Annotated in this window: 15 protein-coding genes; 10 read left to right on the top strand and 5 right to left on the bottom strand. The window is 72.2% G+C overall.

Annotated elements, in window-relative coordinates; genetic code table 11:
- Positions 1-10 precede the first annotated feature (10 nt).
- Both AB5J87_RS10715 and AB5J87_RS10710 read right to left on the bottom strand, forming a co-directional pair.
- Entirely contained in the window at positions 11-1159 is a 1149-nt protein-coding gene (locus tag AB5J87_RS10715) for a sorbosone dehydrogenase family protein (RefSeq protein WP_369376152.1), read from the bottom strand.
- A gap of 278 nt (positions 1160-1437) precedes the next feature.
- Positions 1438-2436 carry an aldo/keto reductase gene (locus tag AB5J87_RS10710; protein WP_369376151.1) on the bottom strand — a complete coding sequence of 333 codons (999 nt, stop codon included), beginning with the start codon at positions 2434-2436 and terminating at the stop codon, positions 1438-1440.
- Positions 2437-2519: 83 nt separating this feature from the next.
- Here AB5J87_RS10710 and AB5J87_RS10705 point away from each other — a divergent pair, with 83 nt between their 5' ends.
- The 7 genes from AB5J87_RS10705 (at position 2520) to AB5J87_RS10675 (ending at position 12973) form a co-directional block, all read left to right on the top strand.
- The gene (locus AB5J87_RS10705) at positions 2520-3458 is read left to right on the top strand and encodes a 2-hydroxyacid dehydrogenase (protein WP_369376150.1); all 939 of its coding nucleotides are present in this window, start codon (positions 2520-2522) and stop codon (positions 3456-3458) included.
- Between the two features lie 430 nt (positions 3459-3888).
- Entirely contained in the window at positions 3889-6732 is a 2844-nt protein-coding gene (locus AB5J87_RS10700) for a putative bifunctional diguanylate cyclase/phosphodiesterase (RefSeq protein WP_369376149.1), read from the top strand.
- Between the two features lie 233 nt (positions 6733-6965).
- Positions 6966-8819, top strand: a complete 1854-nt coding sequence (locus tag AB5J87_RS10695) for an acetolactate synthase large subunit (RefSeq protein WP_369376148.1) — start codon at positions 6966-6968, stop codon at positions 8817-8819.
- Between the two features lie 26 nt (positions 8820-8845).
- Positions 8846-9373: an acetolactate synthase small subunit gene (gene ilvN / locus AB5J87_RS10690; protein WP_067164603.1), complete on the top strand. Its 528-nt coding sequence runs from the start codon at positions 8846-8848 to the stop codon at positions 9371-9373.
- Between the two features lie 100 nt (positions 9374-9473).
- On the top strand, positions 9474-10475 hold the full coding sequence (gene ilvC / locus AB5J87_RS10685) for a ketol-acid reductoisomerase (protein WP_369376146.1): 1002 nt from the start codon (positions 9474-9476) through the stop codon (positions 10473-10475).
- 231 nt (positions 10476-10706) lie between these two features.
- Complete coding sequence (serA, locus tag AB5J87_RS10680) at positions 10707-12296, top strand: phosphoglycerate dehydrogenase (protein ID WP_369376144.1); 1590 nt, start codon at positions 10707-10709, stop codon at positions 12294-12296.
- A gap of 68 nt (positions 12297-12364) precedes the next feature.
- On the top strand, positions 12365-12973 hold the full coding sequence (locus AB5J87_RS10675) for a TetR/AcrR family transcriptional regulator (RefSeq protein ID WP_369376142.1): 609 nt from the start codon (positions 12365-12367) through the stop codon (positions 12971-12973).
- Here AB5J87_RS10675 and AB5J87_RS10670 read toward each other — a convergent pair.
- The gene (locus AB5J87_RS10670; RefSeq protein ID WP_369376141.1) at positions 12962-14143 is read right to left on the bottom strand and encodes a PucR family transcriptional regulator; all 1182 of its coding nucleotides are present in this window, start codon (positions 14141-14143) and stop codon (positions 12962-12964) included. The genes AB5J87_RS10675 and AB5J87_RS10670 overlap by 12 nt on opposite strands.
- Before the next feature lie 184 nt (positions 14144-14327).
- Between AB5J87_RS10670 and AB5J87_RS10665 the strand changes: the two genes are divergently transcribed.
- Positions 14328-15254, top strand: coding sequence for a proline dehydrogenase family protein (locus tag AB5J87_RS10665; protein ID WP_369376140.1), 927 nt, complete (start codon positions 14328-14330; stop codon positions 15252-15254).
- A 34-nt stretch (positions 15255-15288) separates the two neighbouring features.
- Positions 15289-16920 (top strand): L-glutamate gamma-semialdehyde dehydrogenase, encoded by a 1632-nt coding sequence (gene pruA / locus AB5J87_RS10660; protein WP_369376139.1) that lies wholly within the window; start codon positions 15289-15291, stop codon positions 16918-16920.
- A gap of 111 nt (positions 16921-17031) precedes the next feature.
- Here the strand turns inward: pruA and AB5J87_RS10655 are convergent, their stop codons facing one another.
- On the bottom strand, positions 17032-17736 hold the full coding sequence (locus tag AB5J87_RS10655) for a nitroreductase family protein (protein ID WP_369376138.1): 705 nt from the start codon (positions 17734-17736) through the stop codon (positions 17032-17034).
- 66 nt (positions 17737-17802) lie between these two features.
- Between AB5J87_RS10655 and AB5J87_RS10650 the strand changes: the two genes are divergently transcribed.
- Complete coding sequence (locus AB5J87_RS10650; protein ID WP_369376136.1) at positions 17803-18345, top strand: GNAT family N-acetyltransferase; 543 nt, start codon at positions 17803-17805, stop codon at positions 18343-18345.
- A gap of 37 nt (positions 18346-18382) precedes the next feature.
- Here AB5J87_RS10650 and AB5J87_RS10645 read toward each other — a convergent pair whose 3' ends face one another.
- The gene (locus AB5J87_RS10645) at positions 18383-19231 is read right to left on the bottom strand and encodes an NAD-dependent epimerase/dehydratase family protein (protein WP_369376135.1); all 849 of its coding nucleotides are present in this window, start codon (positions 19229-19231) and stop codon (positions 18383-18385) included.
- Positions 19232-19346 lie beyond the last annotated feature (115 nt).

Below are 19346 nucleotides of genomic sequence, written 5' to 3'. Positions count from 1 at the left end.
GTGACCGGCCTCATGTCACCTCCAGCTCCAGGACCTTGTCGTCGCCGGGCTTGGGCGTGCCCCGGCCGTCGGTCTCGCTGGTGACCAGGAGCAGGGTGTGCGGCCCGGTCGCGATCACGGTGCGCAGCCTGCCGTAGGTGCGCGTCAGGAACGCCTCGGGCGCGGCCAGCGGTTTCGTGCCGTCCAGCGGGATGCGCCACAGCCGCTCGCCGCGCAGTGCGGCCATCCAGACGCTGCCCGCCGCGTAGGCCAGGCCGCTGGGGGAGGCGTCGGAGGTGTGCCACTGCTCCACCGGGTCCACGAACCCCGGCCTGTTGCCCCTGCCCTCCACCAGTGGCCAGCCGTCGTTGTCCCCGGGGCCGATCAGGTTCAGCTCGTCCCAGGTGTCCTGGCCGAACTCCGAGGCCCACAGCCGCCCGGCCCCGTCCCAGGCCAGGCCCTGCACATTGCGGTGGCCCGACGAGTAGACCACCGAGTCGGCCTCGGGATTGCCGTGCACCGGCTGCCCGTCCGGGGTCATCCGCAGGATCTTGCCGCCCAGCGACTTCTTGTCCTGGGCGAGCCCCCGCTCGCCCGTCTCGCCCGTGCCCACGTACAGCATGCCGTCCGGGCCGAAGGCGATGCGCCCGCCGTTGTGGATGGTGCCCTTGGGGATGCCCCGCAGGATCGTGTCGGGTGCGCTCAGCCGGTCGCCCGGCGGGCGCTTCGGGTCGTAGACCATGCGGGCGACGCGGTTGTCGGACTCGGTGGTGAAGTACGCGTACACCCGGTGGTCCGTGGCGAACGCGGGCGAGAGCGCGAGGCCGAGCAGCCCGCCCTCGCCGCCCGGCGCCACCCCGGGCACCCGGCCCACGGGCGTCTGCGCGCCGGAGGCGTCGATCCGGGTGACCGTCCCCTCGTCGCGGGAGGCCACCAGCAGCCCGCCCTCGGGCAGCGGGGCCACGCCCCAGGGCGACTTGAGGCCCTGGGCGAGGGTGCGCGTCACCTTCACCGAGCCCTTGGCGGGCGGCAGCCCGGTGGCGGAGGTGCCCGGCGAGCCGGTCGCGGGCGCCGAGCCGGTGCTCGCACCCGGCCGCTGCGCGGTCCCGGACGACGAGCACCCGGCCGTCAGCACCAGCGCGACGGCGGCCAACAGGGCCGTCACTGCGGGACGTTGCACGGTGGTTCTCCTATCGGGCGGCGGTGAGTCCGGCGGCGGTGATCCGCGGCTCCTACCGTTCTTACACCGCTCGCCCCGCCCGGGTTCCCGATCCGCGCCACCGAATTCCCCGCCCCGCCCATCCGGCGGGTCCGACCCGTACGCACGGCGTCCGGTGCCCCCCGGCCCCGCCCGTCCGGCCGGTCCCACCCGCGCCCACCGCGTCCGGTGCTCCCCGGCTCGGCCCCAGACCCCCGCCCGCTCGGTCCCGGTACCCCGCTCAGCGCCGGGCACCCGCCTCAGTCCCAGGACCCCCGCGCCGGAGGCAGCCGTTCGATCTCCGCCGCGTCCCTCGGCGTCAGGGCGAGCCGTGCCGCCCCGGCGTTCTCGCGGGCCCACTCCTCGCGCTTGGTGCCCGGGACCGGGATCACGTGCGGGCCCCGGCCGAGCAGCCAGGCCAGCGCGACCTGCGCCGGGGTCACACCGTCGCCGTGCCGGGCCGCGATCCGGCGCAGCCCCGCCACCAGGGGCTGGTTGGCCGCCATCATCTCGGCGGTGAAGCGGGGGTGGCGGGCCCGCGGGTCGTCCGGCTCGAAGCCCTGGCCCGGGGTGAGGGTGCCGGTGAGGAAGCCGTTGCCCAGCGGCATCGAGGCCAGGAAGCCCACGCCCCGCGCCGCGCACCACGGCAGCAGCGCGTCCAGCGCCTCCCGCGACCAGACCGACAGCTCCGCCTGCACCGCGCTGACCGGGAACACCTGCTGTACCCGCTCCAGTTGACGTATCGTCACTTCGTGGGGTCCGCCGGACCTGCGGGCCGTCCGCGCCCCGGTGGCGCAGACGCCGAGCGCCCGCACCTTGCCCGCCGTCACCAGCTCGGCCATCGCGCCCCAGGTCTCCTCGACGGGCACCTCCGGGTCCGCGCGGTGCAGCTGGTACAGGTCGATCACATCGGTCTGCAGCCGCCGCAGGGAGGCGTCGCAGGCCCGCTTCACATAGCCGGGGCGGCCGTTGGCCACGACGTGCGCGTCCGCGCCGACCAGCAGCCCGCACTTGGTGGCGACGAAGGCGTCGGCCCGGCGCCCCTTGAGCGCCCGGCCCACCAGGAGCTCATTGGTGAACGGCCCGTACATGTCGGCGGTGTCGAGCAGGGTGGACCCGGCGTCGAGTGCGGCCAGCACCGTGCGCAGCGAGCGTTCCCCGTTGCGCTGCGAGGCGGTGTATCCCCAGCTCATCGGCATGCAGCCGAGGCCGACCGCGCCGACGCGCAGACCCGCCGCACCGATAGTCCTGCGCTCCAACTCCCCGTACCCCTCCGTACCGCCCTGGGTGTGCCCCCCAAACTAACCTCTGGCCGCCGCCGCTCCTGACATAGCCTCCGGGCATGACAGCAGACGTGTGGCTCCCCATCGCCGCGGACGAGATCCCGGGCCTCCCCGACGGCCTCACCTACCGCTTCTGGGACGGCGGTCCGGACTTCCCCGCCGACCCCGCCGACTGTGCCTTCTACGTGGTCCCGTACATGAAGGGCGCGCGGATCGCGGTGCGGCCGTTCGCCGCCATGACGGGGGTGCGGGTGGTGCAGACCCTGTCCGCGGGCACCGACCACGTGGACCCCGGGCTCGGCCTGCTGCCCCCCGGCGTGCGGCTGTGCAACGCGCGCGGTGTGCACGACGCCTCCACCGCCGAACTCGCCCTCGCGCTGATCCTGGCGTCGCTGCGGGGGATTCCCTCCTTCGTCGCGGGGCAGGAGAAGGAGGAGTGGCGGTCCGGGTTCTATCCGGCGCTCGCCGACAAGTCGGTGCTGATCGTGGGCTACGGCTCGGTCGGCGCGGCCGTCGAGGACCGGCTCGCACCCTTCGAGTGCGCGCGCGTGGCGCGCGTGGCGCGCTCCTGGCGCACGACTGCGCGCGGTCCGGTGCATCCCCTCACCGAACTTCCCGCGCTGCTGCCCGAAGCGGATGTCGTCGTCGTCTCCACACCGCTCACCGAGCAGACGAAGGGCCTGGTGGGAGCCGATTTCCTGGGCCGGATGAAGGACGGGGCGCTGCTGGTGAACATGGCCCGCGGCCCGGTCGTCGACACCAAGGCGCTGCTGGCCGAGCTGGAGGGTGGCCGGATCCGTGCGGCCCTCGACGTCACCGACCCCGAACCGCTGCCCGCGGGGCACCCGCTGTGGCACGCGCCCGGCGTGCTCATCAGCCCCCATGTCGGCGGCTCCACCTCGGCGTTCCTGCCCCGCGCCAAGCGTCTGCTGGCCCGTCAGCTGACCCGGTACGCGGCCGGGGAACCGGTCGAGCACGTGGTGCTCACCACCGGATAGCGGGGCCCAAACCTTCGATTCGCCACTCTGCGCAGTGGTTCAAATGCGATCCGTGCGCACGGCTCCGCCGGTGGTCACGGAGCGTAGAGGAACTATGTCCCTGAGTGACGAGACTGGTGTATCGTCCCGACCGGGGGCTGCGCCGCGAAATCTGGCGGCGCGGGGGACGATCACAGCGAGGGGGGCGACGGGCGATGCACGGCCAATGGACCAACGATCCGACGCGGCGGAGCCGCCGACGGCTACCCCGAGGCGCGTGTGCGGCGGCGACCCGGGCCCATACCCGGCCACGGCTCCGCTGCCGGGCGCGCACCCGGGTGGCGGCCCGCCCCCGGCCCCCCGCCGGGGCGGCCCGGCCGCCCGCCGCGAGGGCCCACCCGCCGGGCCCCTCCGCCGCCACCGCCCGCACCCGGGTTCCCGGAGGGGTCCGGTGAGCGCCCCGGGAGCGGTGCTTCCCCGGCGGCCCGCGCAGGGCGGGCCTGGCCTGGTCCCGCAGCTCGTCCTGGCGGTGGTCTGCGCGGGGTACGCGACAGGGGCGGCGCTGGGCTGGGGATCGCTCGAAGTCGCCAACGTGATGGGGGACTTCGGACTCAGTGCCGCGGCGGCGACGGCCTCGGTCTCCTGCTTCTTCTACGCGCGCGGAGGCGCGGGGGAGGGGGAGAACCGCTTTCGGCCCGCCTGGCTCCTGTTCTCCTTCTCCTCCGCCATGTCGGCGAGCGGCAACGGAGTCTGGGGGTGGTACCAAGTGGTGGTCGACCACCCGGTCCCCACGCCCTCCATGGCCGACCTGTTCTTCCTGCTCTTCGCGCCGCCCGCCATCGTCGGGCTGCTGGTCCTCGCCAAGCGCCCGGTCACCCGCGCCGGCTGGGTCTGCCTGGGCCTCGACTCCTGGCTGATCGGCGGCTCGCTGCTGACCCTGTCGTGGAGCCTGGCCCTCGCCCACACCGCCCACTTCCGCGGCGAGAGCGTCGCCCGGGCCGCGCTCAACCTGGCGTACCCCCTGCTCGACATCGTGCTGGTGAGCATGGTGCTCGCCCTGCACTTCCGGCGCTCCTCGGCCAACCGGACGGCGATCAACACGGCCATCGCCGCGCTCGCCCTGACCGTGCTGTGCGACGCGCTCTACACCTCGCCGCTGCTGCGCGCGCACTACCGCTCCGGCCAGCTGCTCGACGCCGGCTGGTTCGCCGCCTCGCTGCTGCTGGCGTACGCCCCCTGGGGCGCCCGGCGGCTCGGTGTGACCCGTGCGACGGTCCCGCCGCCGCGGCCCCGGCCCCTCGCCGCCCAGGTCAGCCGCCCGATCGCGGGCTCGCTCGGTGCCCTCACGCCGTACCTCGCGGCGGCGGTGTGCACGCTGGGGATCCTCTACAACGTCATCGAGGGCCGCCGGGTCGACCGGGTGGTGGTCTTCACCGGGTGCACGGTGGTGCTCGCGCTGGTCGTGCGGCAGGGCATCATGCTCGTCGACAACATCGCGCTCACCCATGAACTGGCCCAGAAGGAGAACCACTTCCGCTCCCTGGTGCAGGGTTCCAGCGACGTCATCATGATCGCCGCGCCCACCGGGATCCTGCGGTACGTGAGCCCGGCCGCCGCGGGCGTCTACGGACGGGACGCGGAGGACCTGGTCGGTTCGGAGCTGGCCTCCCTCATCCACCCCGAGGACCTGGGCCGGGTCGTGCACGAGGTGCGGCGCTTTTTGGCCTCGCCCCCGGCGGACGAGCCGGCCGGGCGGATCGAGTGCCGCTTCAGGTCGGGCACCGGCGAGTGGCTGAACGTGGAGTCCACCATCAACCGGCACCAGGGCGGGCTGATCCTCAACAGCCGGGACGTGACCGAACGGGTGCGCCTGCAGGCCCAGTTGCAGCACAACGCCGAGCACGACCCGCTCACCGACCTGCCCAACCGCGCCCTGTTCACCGAGCGGGTGCGCCAGGCGCTCAGCGGCCGGCGCGCCTCCGACCCGGGCACCGCGGTGCTCTTCATCGACCTCGACGGCTTCAAGCAGGTCAACGACACCATCGGCCACCAGGCCGGGGACGAGCTGCTGATCCAGGCCGCCCGCCGCCTCCAGGACTCGGTGCGCGCCGGGGACACCGCGGCGCGCCTGGGCGGCGACGAGTTCGCCGCGCTGATCCTCGGCGACGGCGGGCGCGACCAGTCGGCCCGCCAGCGCCAGGTCCACGAGATCGCCGACCGGCTGCGGCTCACGCTCTCCCAGCCGTACCAGATCGACGGCAACGAGGTGCGGGTCGCGGCCTCCATCGGGGTCGCCTTCGCCGAGCGCGACGTGAGCGCCCGCGAGCTGATGCGCAACGCGGACCTGGCGATGTACCGCGCCAAGTCCGGCGGCAAGAACCGGGTGGAGATGTACGCGCCGCAGATGCAGGCCGAGGTGGTGCGCAAGACCGAGCTGGCCGCCCGGTTGCGCAGCGCGCTGCACGAGGGCGAGTTCGCGCTGCTGCACCAGCCGGTGGTCAACCTCACCACCGGCCGGGTGGCCGCCGTGGCCGCGCAGGCGCGCTGGAGATCGGCCCAGGGCATCCTGTTCACCCCGGCCGAGTTCCTGCGGGTGGCCGAGGACGGGGAGCGCACGGCCGAGCTCGGCCGCTGGCTGCTGGAGGAGGCCGTGGAGCAGGCCGCCGAGCGCGGCCGGGCCGGGCACGCGGCGCCGGTGGCGATCCGGCTGCCCGCCCGGCGGCTGCTCGACAAGTCGATGCCGCTGGGGTCGGTGGAGGCGCTGCTGACCCGGCACGGGCTGCCGTCCGGCGCCCTGGTCATCGAGCTGGCCGACAGCGACCCGAGGATCTCCTTCGACGAGCTGGAGCGCCGCCTGGTGGCCCTGCGCCGCCTCGGGGTGCGGATCGCCCTCGACGGCTTCGGCAGCGGCTATGCGGCGATCAACGCGCTGCGCCGCCTCCCCATCGACGTACTGAAGCTGGACCGCGGTCTGGTGGAGGGCGTGGTGGAGTCGGCCCGGCTGCACAAGATCACCAGTGGGCTGCTGCGGATCGCCTGCGACCTCGGCATGCAGTCGGTGGCCGACGGGGTGGACGTGCCCGAGCAGGTGCTGGCGCTGCGGGCCATGGGGTGCACCCACGGCCAGGGCATGGCGTTCTCCGGCCCGCTGGACGAGTACCGGCTGCGCAGGGCGCTGGTGCGGGGCAGTTTCCCGGTTCCGGGCGGGGCCGCGTTGCCCGTGCTCAGCGGCCGTTCGCTGCCGTCCGTCCGAGTGCCGCACTCAAATAGTGAGACACCCGTCCCACCCACTTGACACTACCGGGGCGCCGGGGGGAGGGTCATTGCCATGCGCACCCGAATTCTCGTACTTGGAAAGCGCGTCGGCTGAAGCCGGGCCCCCACGCGGGCCCAGTGGACCACACCCGACGCGCTCCCCTCGCTTGCCTCACGGCACGAGGGGTTTTTTGTTGCACCGGCACATCCGAACCAGCACATCGATCTCGACCAAACCCCCGCAAAAACCCTCAGCTTCGAGAAGAGAATGCGATGACCGAGCAGGCCACCGGGGCCCACCATCCGCAGCCGCGGGCCCGTAACGGCGGACACCACTCCGCCCCCGTCGAGCACGTCACGGGCGCGCAGTCCCTCATCCGCTCGCTCGAGGAAGTCGGGGCCGAGACCGTGTTCGGCATTCCGGGCGGTGCGATCCTCCCGGCGTACGACCCGATGATGGACTCCACCCGGGTCCGCCACGTGCTGGTCCGCCACGAGCAGGGCGCGGGCCACGCCGCCACCGGCTACGCGCAGGCCACCGGCAAGGTCGGCGTCTGCATGGCCACCTCGGGGCCGGGCGCCACCAACCTGGTCACCCCCATCGCCGACGCCCACATGGACTCCGTGCCGCTGGTCGCGATCACCGGTCAGGTCTCCTCCAAGGCGATCGGCACCGACGCCTTCCAGGAGGCGGACATCGTCGGCATCACCATGCCGATCACCAAGCACAACTTCCTGGTCACCAAGGCCGAGGACATCCCGCGGACGATCGCCGAGGCGTTCCACATCGCCTCCACCGGCCGTCCGGGCCCGGTCCTGGTCGACATCGCCAAGGACGCCCTCCAGGCCCGCACCACCTTCTCCTGGCCGCCGCACATGGACCTGCCGGGCTACCGCCCGGTCACCAAGCCGCACGCCAAGCAGATCCGTGAGGCCGCCAAGCTGATCGTCCAGGCCAAGCGCCCGGTCCTGTACGTCGGCGGCGGCGTCCTGAAGGCCGGTGCCACCGCCGAGCTGAAGGTCCTCGCGGAGCTCACCGGAGCGCCCGTCACCACCACCCTGATGGCGCTCGGCGCCTTCCCCGACAGCCACCCGCTGCACGTGGGAATGCCCGGCATGCACGGTGCGGTCACCGCCGTCACCGCGCTGCAGAAGTCGGACCTGCTGATCGCGCTGGGCACCCGCTTCGACGACCGGGTCACCGGCAAGCTGGACAGCTTCGCCCCGTACGCCAAGATCGTCCACGCGGACATCGACCCGGCCGAGATCGGCAAGAACCGCGAGGTCGACGTGCCGATCGTGGGCGACGCCCGCGAGGTCATCGCCGATCTGGTCCAGGCGGTCCAGGCCGAGCACACCGAGGGCCACACCGGCGACTACAGCGCCTGGTGGAACGATCTGAACCGGTGGCGCGAGACCTACCCGCTCGGCTACGACCAGCCCGACGACGGCAGCCTCTCGCCGCAGCAGGTCATCCAGCGCATCGGCGAGCTCGCCCCGGCCGACACGATCTTCGCGGCGGGCGTCGGCCAGCACCAGATGTGGGCCGCCCACTTCATCAACTACGAGCGCCCCGCCACCTGGCTGAACTCCGGCGGCGCCGGGACGATGGGATACGCGGTCCCGGCCGCGATGGGCGCCAAGGCCGGGATGCCGGACCGCCCCGTCTGGGCGATCGACGGCGACGGCTGCTTCCAGATGACCAACCAGGAGCTCACCACGTGTGCGCTCAACAACATCCCGATCAAGGTCGCCATCATCAACAACGGCGCCCTCGGGATGGTCCGCCAGTGGCAGACCCTCTTCTACAACCAGCGCTACTCCAACACCGTGCTGCACAGCGGTCCCGAGGCCACCGGCAAGGAGCCCAGCGCCGGCACCCGCGTCCCGGACTTCGTGAAGCTGTCGGAGGCGATGGGCTGCTACGCGATCCGCTGCGAGCGCCCGGAGGACCTGGACAAGGCCATCGAAGAGGCCAACTCCATCAACGACCGCCCGGTCGTCATCGACTTCATCGTCCACGAGGACGCCCAGGTGTGGCCCATGGTCGCCGCCGGGACCTCCAACGACGAGGTCATGGCCGCCCGGGGCGTCCGTCCCGACTTCGGCGACAACGAAGACGACTGAGAGCCGTAGGAAGAGGTAAGAGGCCCATGTCCACCAAGCACACGCTCTCGGTCCTGGTCGAGAACACCCCCGGCATCCTCGCCCGGATCGCCGCGCTGTTCTCCCGCCGCGGTTTCAACATCGACTCGCTCGCGGTCGGTGTCACCGAACACCCCGACATCTCGCGCATCACCATCGTGGTCAATGTCGAGGACCTGCCCCTGGAGCAGGTGACGAAACAGCTCAACAAGCTGGTCAACGTCCTGAAGATCGTCGAACTGGAGCCGAGCGCTGCGATCCAGCGCGAGCTCGTTCTGGTGAAGGTGCGTGCCGACAACGAAACGCGCTCCCAGATCGTCGAGATCGTCCAGCTGTTCCGCGCCAAGACCGTGGACGTCTCGCCCGAGGCGGTCACCATCGAGGCCACCGGCGGCGCCGACAAGCTGGAGGCGATGCTGAAGATGCTGGAGCAGTTCGGCATCAAGGAGCTCGTCCAGTCCGGCACCATCGCCATAGGGCGCGGCTCGCGGTCGATCACCGACCGCAGTCTGCGGGCACTGGACCGCACGGCCTGAACCGGCCGTTCCGCCTCTCGTATCGCGAGACCTGAAGACTTCCTCCCGCATCCCCGCCGTACGGTGGGACGCAACACCAGCACACCAAGGAGATATCCCAGTGGCCGAGCTGTTCTACGACGACGACGCCGACCTGTCCATCATCCAGGGCCGCAAGGTCGCGGTGATCGGTTACGGCAGCCAGGGCCACGCCCACGCGCTGTCGCTCCGTGACTCGGGTGTCGACGTCCGCGTCGGTCTGCACGAGGGCTCCAAGTCCAAGGCCAAGGCCGAGGAGCAGGGCCTGCGCGTGGTGACGCCCGCCGAGGCCGCGGCCGAGGCCGACGTCATCATGATCCTGGTCCCGGACCCGATCCAGGCCCAGGTCTACGAGGAGTCCATCAAGGACAACCTGAAGGACGGCGACGCGCTGTTCTTCGGCCACGGCCTCAACATCCGCTTCGGCTTCATCAAGGCCCCCGAGGGCGTCGACGTCTGCATGGTCGCCCCCAAGGGCCCCGGCCACCTGGTCCGCCGCCAGTACGAGGAGGGCCGCGGCGTGCCGTGCATCGCGGCCGTCGAGCAGGACGCGACCGGCAACGGCTTCGCGCTGGCGCTCTCGTACGCCAAGGGCATCGGCGGCACCCGGGCGGGCGTCATCAAGACGACCTTCACCGAGGAGACCGAGACCGACCTCTTCGGCGAGCAGGCCGTGCTCTGCGGCGGCGCCTCGGCGCTGGTCAAGGCCGGCTTCGAGACCCTCGTCGAGGCGGGCTACCAGCCGGAGATCGCCTACTTCGAGTGCCTGCACGAGCTGAAGCTCATCGTCGACCTGATGTACGAGGGCGGCCTGGAGAAGATGCGCTGGTCGGTCTCCGAGACCGCCGAGTGGGGCGACTACGTGACCGGCCCCCGCATCATCACCGCCGACACCAAGGCCGAGATGAAGAAGGTCCTCACCGAGATCCAGGACGGCACCTTCGCCAAGAACTGGATGGACGAGTACCACGGCGGTCTGAAGAAGTACAACGAGTACAAGACCCAGGACGAGAACCACCTCCTGGAGACCACCGGCAAGGAGCTGCGCAAGCTCATGAGCTGGGTGAACGACGAGGAGGCGTAAGCCTTCGGAAGGGGCCGCGGCACTGCGCCGCGGCCCCTTGTCCATCCTGTCCACACCCGGACGGGTGGTTTTGCTCCACGGCGGAAACCGCCGCCTCGAGCACTACTACACTGCTGCTCAAATCATCGCGTCAGGCCCACAGCGTCGTGCGTCTTCCACGCGGATAGCACCCCTCCACCGCCTGCGGCCGTCGGGACGGCAGTCCGCAGCACTGGAACTGTGAGGACTCACGTGAGCTCGAAACCCGTCGTACTCATCGCTGAAGAGCTGTCGCCCGCCACCGTCGACGCCCTCGGTCCGGACTTCGAGATCCGGCACTGCAACGGAGCCGACCGCGCCGAACTGCTGCCCGCCATCGCCGGTGTGGACGCCATCCTGATCCGCTCCGCGACCAAGGTCGACGCCGAGGCGATCGCCGCCGCCAAGAAGCTGAAGGTCGTCGCCCGCGCGGGCGTGGGCCTGGACAACGTGGACGTCTCCGCCGCCACCAAGGCCGGCGTGATGGTCGTGAACGCCCCGACCTCCAACATCGTCACCGCCGCCGAGCTCGCCTGCGGTCTGCTGGTCGCCACCGCGCGCAACATCCCGCAGGCCAACACCGCGCTGAAGAACGGCGAGTGGAAGCGGAACAAGTACACCGGCGTCGAGCTCAGCGAGAAGACCCTCGGCGTCGTCGGCCTCGGCCGCATCGGCGTCCTGGTCGCCCAGCGGATGTCGGCCTTCGGGATGAAGATCGTCGCGTACGACCCCTATGTGCAGCCCGCGCGGGCCGCGCAGATGGGCGTCAAGCTCCTCACCCTGGACGAGCTGCTCCAGGTCGCGGACTTCATCACCGTGCACCTGCCCAAGACCCCCGAGACCCTCGGTCTGATCGGCGACGAGGCGCTCCACAAGGTCCAGCCGCACGTGCGGATCGTGAACGCGGCGCGCGGCGGCATCGTCGACGAGGCCGCGCTGTACTCGGCGCTCAAGGAGGGCCGCGTCGCGGGCGCGGGCCTGGACGTGTACGCGAAGGAGCCCTGCACGGACTCCCCGCTCTTCGAGCTCGACCAGGTCGTCTGCACCCCGCACCTGGGCGCCTCCACCGACGAGGCCCAGGAGAAGGCGGGCATCGCGGTGGCCCGCTCGGTGCGCCTGGCGCTCGCCGGTGAGCTGGTGCCGGACGCGGTCAACGTCCAGGGCGGGGTCATCGCCGAGGACGTCAAGCCGGGTCTGCCGCTCGCCGAGCGCCTGGGCCGGATCTTCACCGCCCTCGCGGGCGAGGTGGCGGTCCGCCTCGACGTCGAGGTGTACGGCGAGATCACCCAGCACGACGTGAAGGTGCTCGAACTCAGCGCGCTCAAGGGCGTGTTCGAGGACGTGGTGGACGAGACCGTCTCCTATGTCAACGCCCCGCTGTTCGCGCAGGAGCGCGGTGTGGAGGTGCGGCTGACCACGAGCTCGGAGTCGCCGGACCACCGCAACGTGGTCACCGTGCGCGGCACGCTCTCGGGCGGCGAGGAGGTCGCGGTCTCCGGCACGCTGGCCGGGCCCAAGCACCTCCAGAAGATCGTGGCCATCGGCGAGTACGACGTGGACCTCGCGCTCGCCGACCACATGGTCGTGCTGCGCTACGAGGACCGGCCCGGCGTGGTCGGCACGGTCGGCCGGATCCTCGGCGAGGCCGGTCTCAACATCGCCGGCATGCAGGTCGCCCGCGCGTCGGAGGGCGGGGAGGCGCTGGCCGTCCTGACCGTGGACGACTCGGTGCCGCAGCCGGTGCTCAACGAGGTCGCGGAGGCGATCGGCGCCGCCTCGGCGCGCTCGGTCAACCTGGTCTGAGCCACCCCGCCCCGGGCCCATAGACGCACGTATTAGACGTACGTCTATGGGCCGGGTAGGCTCGGTGCATGGGACACCGCGAGGATCTGCTCGAAGGCGCCAAGCGCTGCCTGCTGGAGAAGGGTTTCGCGCGGACGACCGCGCGCGACATCGTCAAGGAGTCGGGGACCAACCTCGCCTCCATCGGCTACCACTACGGCTCCAAGGACGCCCTGCTCGCGCAGGCGTACATCGCGATCGTCGAGGGGGTCTCGGACGCCTTCGACGCCCCCGAGGGGGCGCCGGCCACCGCGCCCGGCTCGCTCGACCGCTTCCGGGAGGTGTGGTCGAACATCATCGCCACCATGGAGCAGCCGGGCTCGATGTGGCACCTCAGCATGGAGATCATCGTCATGGGCGACCAGCTGCCGGAGGTCCGCGACCATCTGGCGCAGGCCCAGCGCGAGGGTGCGCGCGGCATCATCCCGATGCTGATGGGCGGGGTGGAGGCCGAGGTCGGTGACGAGGACGTCGACACGCTCGGCAAGTTCTACATGACGCTGATGATGGGGCTCATCGCCCAGTGGACCTTCGACCCGGGCACGGCGACGAGCGGCGCCGAGCTCACCGAGGGGCTGCGCAAGGTCCTCGCCGCGGCCGGCGCCCCGGGGGCCCCGGCCGGTACCTCACAGGCGTGACGCCTTCAGGGCCATGTGGAGCAGCAGCCGGTCCTCGCCGTCGTCGAGGTCGAGCCCGGTGAGCTGCTCGACCCGGGAGAGCCGGTAGTAGAGGGTCTGGCGGTGGATGCCCAGCGCCGCCGCCGTACGGCCCGCCTGGCCCGCGCAGTCGAGGAACACCTCGGCGGTACGGGCCAGTTCGGGGTTGGCGGGGGAGAGCAGCGCGGCCACCGCCGGGTCGTGCGGCGCGTCCGCGGGCAGCGCGGTCAGCAGCCGGTACGGGCCGATCCCCGCCCACTGCGCCACCGGCCCCAGACGCGGCTCGCCCAGTGCGGCGCGGGCGGCGGCGGTCGCCTCGTGCCAGGAGGCGGGCAGCTCGCCCAGGCCCCGGCGGGCGGGTGCGACCCCGGCCGCGGCCCCCGGTCCCCCCGTCGCCCGCAGCCGCTCGGCGGCCGTCAGCGCCGGGGCGAGCGCCTCGGCGGAGCGCAGCCGCACCAGGGCGGCGAGCACCTGGGCCGGACCGCCGTCGCCGGTCGCGGCGGCCGGGTCGGCGGCGCCGCCGGGCGCGGGCCACGGCACCACGCACAGGGCGGCCGTCCCCGGCAGCGTGCGCACCGAGGGCGCCTCGTGCGGCCAGGGCGCCACGCAGACCACGGTGTGCAGACCGTCCGCGTCCGGGCCCAGCGCCGTGCGCAGGGCCGCCGTCGCCATGTCGCGCTGCCAGCCCCGGCCCGCGGTGAGGGCCGCCCGGAACTCCCGGGAGAGGTCGGCGCCCGCCTGGGCCTCGTCGGCCAGCAGCCCGCCGATCCGGGCCGCCACCTCCATCGCCGCCGCCAGCCGGTCCTCGGCCGGGCCCGGGTCGGCGTCCAGCAGCCACACGTAACCGAGCACGATGCCGCGGTGGCGCACCGGCAGGCAGACGCGGTCCCGGAAGACGCCCGCCTCGGGGGCGGCCGGGATGCGCACCGGGCCGGTCGCCCGGGTGATGCCGAACCCCTCGAACCAGGCGCGGACCGCCGGGGTGGAGCGGCGGGTCAGGATCGAGCGGGTGCGCACCGGGTCCATCGCCGCGTCGTCCTCGGAGTCGTGCGCGCCGAAGGCGATCAGCCCGAAATCCCGGTCCTCCAGGGTCGCGGGGGCGCCGAGCAGCGCCGAGATCTCATCGACCAGGTCCTGGTAGTCGCCCTTCACGCCCGCCATTCTCCCGCATTCCGGCCCGGCCTTCAGACATCTGTCTGAGATGGGGGGCACGGATGCGTGACAGCTGTCGATGGCCGAGGATCAAAGGGATCCCTAGGTTTCACGGTGGTTCTCCGTGCCGTTCCCGAAACGTCGGGTTTCGGCCCCCTGCTACCCCTTTCCATGGAGGTGCCCCGTGCTGGGTCCCGTGATCCTCGCCGCGTCGCGCAGCGACAAGATGCGCCGTTTCATCTCGGCCGCCCCCGGCACGAAGCAGGTCGTCGACCGGTTCATCGCCGGTGAGACGGTCGACCAGGTCGTGCCGATCGTCAAGGACGCCGCGGGCAAGGGCCTGGAGGTCACCCTGGACGTGGTGGGCGAGGACATCACCACGGTGGAGCAGTCGTACGCCGCGCGCGACGCCTACCTCCAGCTGATCGAGCGCCTCAAGGACCTGGACCTGGGTACCCGCGCCGAGATGTCCGTGAAGCTGTCGATGTTCGGCCAGGCGCTGGAGGGCGGCCACGAGCTCGCCCTGGCCAACGTCCGCCCGGTCGTCGAGGCCGCCGCCGCCATCGGCACCACGGTCACCCTGGACGCCGAGGACCACACCACCCTCGACTCGATGTTCGCCATCCACGAGGAGCTGCGGAAGGACTTCCCGCAGACCGGCTGCGTCATCCAGGCGTACCTCTTCCGCACCGAGGAGGACGCCCGCCGGCTGTCCGCCGCCGGCAGCCGGGTCCGGATCGTGAAGGGCGCCTACAAGGAGCCCGCCTCCGTCGCGTACCAGGACAAGGGCGAGATCGACAAGGCGTACGTCCGCATCCTGAAGATCCTGATGGACGGCGACGCGTACCCGATGATCGGCTCGCACGACCCGCGGCTGATCGCCATCACCCAGGAGCTCGCCCGGCGCGCGGGGCGCAAGCTGGACGAGTACGAGTTCCAGATGCTGTACGGCATCCGCAGCGACGAGCACGTGCGCCTGGCGGCCGAGGGCCACCGGATGCGCGTCTACACGGCGTACGGCACCGACTGGTACGGCTACTTCATGCGCCGTCTGGCGGAGAAGCCGGCCAACCTGCTCTTCTTCGCCCGCTCCATCCTCACCAAGGGCTGAGCCCACCACCCCTCATCAAGGAGTAAAGAGACTCATGGACGCTGTGACCCAGGTCCCCGCTCCCGTCAACGAGCCGGTGCACGGCTACGCCCCGGGTTCGCCCGAGCGCGCGCGCCTGGAGGCCAAGCTCAAGGAGCTGGCCCAGAACCCCATCGAGCTGCCGATGACCATCGGCGGCGAGAAGCGGATGGGCGGCGGCGAGCGCTTCGACGTCGTGCAGCCGCACAACCACCGGGCCGTCATCGGCACGTACGCCAACGCGACGACCCAGGACGCCCAGGACGCCATCGACGCCGCCCTCGCCGCCGCCCCGGCGTGGCGCGCGATGGCCTTCGACGACCGCGCCGCGATCATCCTGCGCGCCGCCGAGCTGCTGGCCGGCCCCTGGCGCGAGACGCTGGCCGCCTCGACCATGCTCGGCCAGTCCAAGACCGCCCAGCAGGCCGAGATCGACACCCCGTGCGAGCTCGTCGACTTCTGGCGCTTCAACGTCCACTACGCCCGCCAGATCCTGGCCGAGCAGCCCCCGGCGAACTCCCCGGGCGTGTGGAACCGGATGGACCACCGTCCGCTGGAAGGTTTCGTCTACGCGATCACGCCGTTCAACTTCACGGCCATCGCGGGCAACCTGCCGACCGCCCCGGCCCTGATGGGCAACGTGGTCGTGTGGAAGCCGTCCCCGACCCAGACCCACGCCGCCGTGCTGCTGATGCGGCTCCTGGAGGAGGCCGGGCTGCCCAAGGGCGTCATCAACCTGGTCACCGGTGACGGCCTGGCCGTCTCCGAGATCGCGCTGAACCACCGCGACCTGGCGGGCATCCACTTCACCGGTTCCACCAAGACCTTCCAGCACCTGTGGAAGACGGTCGGCACCAACATCGAGAAGTACCGCACCTACCCGCGCCTGGTCGGCGAGACCGGCGGCAAGGACTTCGTCGTCGCGCACCCGAGCGCCGACCGCGCCGTCCTGAAGACCGCGCTGACCCGCGGCTCCTTCGAGTTCCAGGGCCAGAAGTGCTCCGCGTCCTCGCGCGCCTACGTCCCGGCCTCCATCTGGAACGACGGCTTCAAGGAGGAGTTCGCGGCCGAGGTCGACGCCATCACCATGGGTGACGTCACCGACCTGTCGAACTTCATCGGCGCCGTCATCGACGAGCGCTCGTTCGCCAAGAACAAGGCCGCGATCGACCGCGCCAAGGGCGACGCCTCCTGCACGGTCGTCGCGGGCGGCACCTACGACGACTCGGTCGGCTACTTCGTCCGCCCGACCGTCATCGAGTGCACGGACCCCGAGAACGAGGTCTTCACGACCGAGTACTTCGGCCCGATCCTGGCGGTCCACGTCTACGACGACGAGAAGTACGACGAGATGCTGGAGCAGATGGAGTCCGTCTCGGACTACGCGCTCACCGGCTCGGTCATCTCCGGCGACCGCGCCGCCGCCGCGTACACGATGGAGAAGCTCCGCTACGCGGCCGGCAACTTCTACATCAACGACAAGTCGACCGGCGCCGTCGTCGGCCAGCAGCCCTTCGGCGGCGGCCGTGCCTCGGGCACCAACGACAAGGCGGGCGCCCCGCAGAACCTGATGCGCTGGACGCTGACCCGCGCCATCAAGGAGACGCTGGTCCCGCCGACCGACTACGCCTACCCCCACATGGGCTGACGGTCCGTCACCTCCAAACCCCGCCCCCGTCCTTGGTCCCCCAACCGAGGACGGGGGCGGTTCCCTTGCGGCACGGCCCGCGGCTCGCGGGTCAGGCGCCGCCGCGGGCGCTCAGTACTCCACCAGGACCTGGTCGAGCGACTTGCGCACGAGATCGGGGACCTCGCAGTCCCCGGCCGGATAGCCCACCGGTATCACCGCGAACGCCTTCTCGTTCACCGGCCGCTCCAGCACCTGGGAGAGGAACCGCATCGGGCTCGGCGTGTGCACCAGCGCCGCCAGACCGCACTGGTGCAGCGCGCTCAGCAGCAGCCCCACCGCGATCCCGACGGACTCGTCCACGTAGTAGTGCTTGTGCTTGGTGCCGTCCTCGGCCAGCCAGTACCGCTGCTGGAAGACGACGATCAGGGCCGGGGCGTCGGTCAGGTGCGCCTTGACGGCGTCGGTGCCCAGCGGGCGCAGCGCCGCCAGCCACTCCTCGCCGAGCCGGCCGTCGTAGGAGACCTCCTCCTCGTGCTCGGCGGCCTCCCGGATCCGCCGGCGCACCTCGGGGTCGCGCACCAGCACGAAGGTCCAGGGCTGCTGGTGGGCGCCCGAGGGCGCGGTCGCGGCACACGCGATCGCGTCCCGCACCACCTGCTCGGGAATCGGGTCCGGGGAGAACTGCCGTACGGTGCGGCGCCGGTCCATGGTGGCGCGCAGCCGGGCCGCGCGCGCCAGGGATTCGGCCGCGGGCATCCGCTCGGGGCGGTACGGGACGGGGCGGTAGGGCTCGCCGTGGGTGGGCGTCCACCGCTGTGGGGTCGAAGTCGGCATGGCACCGAGTCTGACGCGGCCCCGCCCGGCGCGGAAGAACGCGAAGCGGCCTGCCACAGTGGGCACATGACTGAGTCTCAGCACACCGCGCACACCTCGCAACTGGGTCCGGACGGGCTGCCGAGGATCCGCGCCCTGCTCGACGCCGCCTTCGAGGGGGACTTCAGCGACGAGGACTGGGACCACGCCCTCGGCGGGGTCCACTCCTTCCTCGACGACGAGGACGGGCTGGCCGCCCACGGCAGCGTCATCATGCGCCGGGTGCTGCACGGCGGCCGGTCCTACCGGATCGGCTACGTCGAGGCCGTCGCCGTCCGCGCCGACCGGCGCCGCCAGGGGCTCGGCTCCCGGGTCATGGCCGCGCTGGAGCACGTGATCGACGAGGCGTACGAGTTCGGCGCGCTCTCCGCCTCCGCCGAGGGCGCGGCGCTCTACCGCTCGCGCGGCTGGCAGGTGTGGCCCGGCCGGATCGAGGCGCTCGGCCCGGACGGGGTGGTGCGCCTCGCCGAGGAGGAGGGCACCACCTACGTCCGCCCCGCCGCGGGCCGCCCGCTGCCCGACCCGGCCCGGCCACTGGTCTTCGACTGGCGCGACGGCGACGTGCTGTAGCGGCGCGCGTGCCGCACCCCGCGGCCGGGCCGGATCCCTACAGCACGCCCGCGTCCCGGGCCGTCCACACCGACGGGTACAGCGGGCGGAAGCCCAGCTCGTCGCGGATCCGCAGCGTCGACATGACCGTGTGGAACGGGTCCGGGTCGGTGCGCCGCGCCAGCTCCCGCGGCACCTCCACCCCGTTGAGCTGGAGCAGCTCGACCGCGGTGACCGGGCAGTCGTCCGCGATGTTGTACTTGCGGCCCGCCACCCCCGGCGCGTACAGCAGCCGCATCAGGCCCTGCGCCACGTCCGCGTGGTGGACCATCGGCAGCCGCTGGTGCCCGGCCCACTGCCGGGCCCAGCGCACCGACTGGGCCAGATGCGGGTCGCCCTCGCCGTAGCAGTAGGCGAGGGCGCCGACGCGCACGTCCAGGCCGTGCTCGCGGTGGAGCGCGAACAGGGCCTGCTCGGCCTCCGCCTTGGACTGCGCGTAGGCGCCCCACAGCGGACCGCCGGGCAGCGGCGCGTCGTCCTCGGTGAGCGGGCGCCCGCGCCCCAGTCCGTACGCCAGGTTCGACGACACCTGCACGAACCGGCCCGCCCCCGCCTCCAGCGCGGCCCGGCCGAGCGCGATCGCCGCGTCCCGGTTGACCGCCCGGTTCTCCTCGTCCGACACCTCCCGGAAGGCGACCGCGAGGTTGAGCACCGCGTCCACCCCGGCCAGCGCCTTGCGCACGGCCTCCTCGTCGCGCACGTCGCCGACGGCGACCTCGTGGGAGCCGAGCGCCGCGCCGCGCGCCTCGTCCCGGACCAGCACCCGCACCACATCGGTCCGCTGCACCAGCCTCGGCACCAGCCGCCGGCCGACCGCGCCCGTCGCCCCGGTCACCAGAATCCGCATCGCGCGCTCCTCTCTCGTCGTCTGCGCCCAGCGTGGCGCGGGGTTGGACGGGGCGGGAGGGACGTCCTCATCCAGGGAGCGGCACTCCCTGGATACGGCGGAATCCCGGCGTCAT

Source organism: Streptomyces sp. cg36 (genome assembly GCF_041080675.1).
Lineage (GTDB): Bacteria > Actinomycetota > Actinomycetes > Streptomycetales > Streptomycetaceae > Streptomyces.
This window is presented reverse-complemented; position numbering and strand designations above follow the sequence as displayed.

Coding starts and splice junctions, on each gene's coding strand:
- ilvN (WP_067164603.1), top strand. CDS start 8,846: ATGTCCACCAAGCACACGCTCTCGGTCCTGGTCGAGAACACCCCCGGC.
- AB5J87_RS10645 (WP_369376135.1), bottom strand. CDS start 19,231: ATGCGGATTCTGGTGACCGGGGCGACGGGCGCGGTCGGCCGGCGGCTG.
- AB5J87_RS10675 (WP_369376142.1), top strand. CDS start 12,365: ATGGGACACCGCGAGGATCTGCTCGAAGGCGCCAAGCGCTGCCTGCTG.
- AB5J87_RS10655 (WP_369376138.1), bottom strand. CDS start 17,736: ATGCCGACTTCGACCCCACAGCGGTGGACGCCCACCCACGGCGAGCCC.
- AB5J87_RS10650 (WP_369376136.1), top strand. CDS start 17,803: ATGACTGAGTCTCAGCACACCGCGCACACCTCGCAACTGGGTCCGGAC.
- AB5J87_RS10695 (WP_369376148.1), top strand. CDS start 6,966: ATGACCGAGCAGGCCACCGGGGCCCACCATCCGCAGCCGCGGGCCCGT.
- AB5J87_RS10705 (WP_369376150.1), top strand. CDS start 2,520: ATGACAGCAGACGTGTGGCTCCCCATCGCCGCGGACGAGATCCCGGGC.
- pruA (WP_369376139.1), top strand. CDS start 15,289: ATGGACGCTGTGACCCAGGTCCCCGCTCCCGTCAACGAGCCGGTGCAC.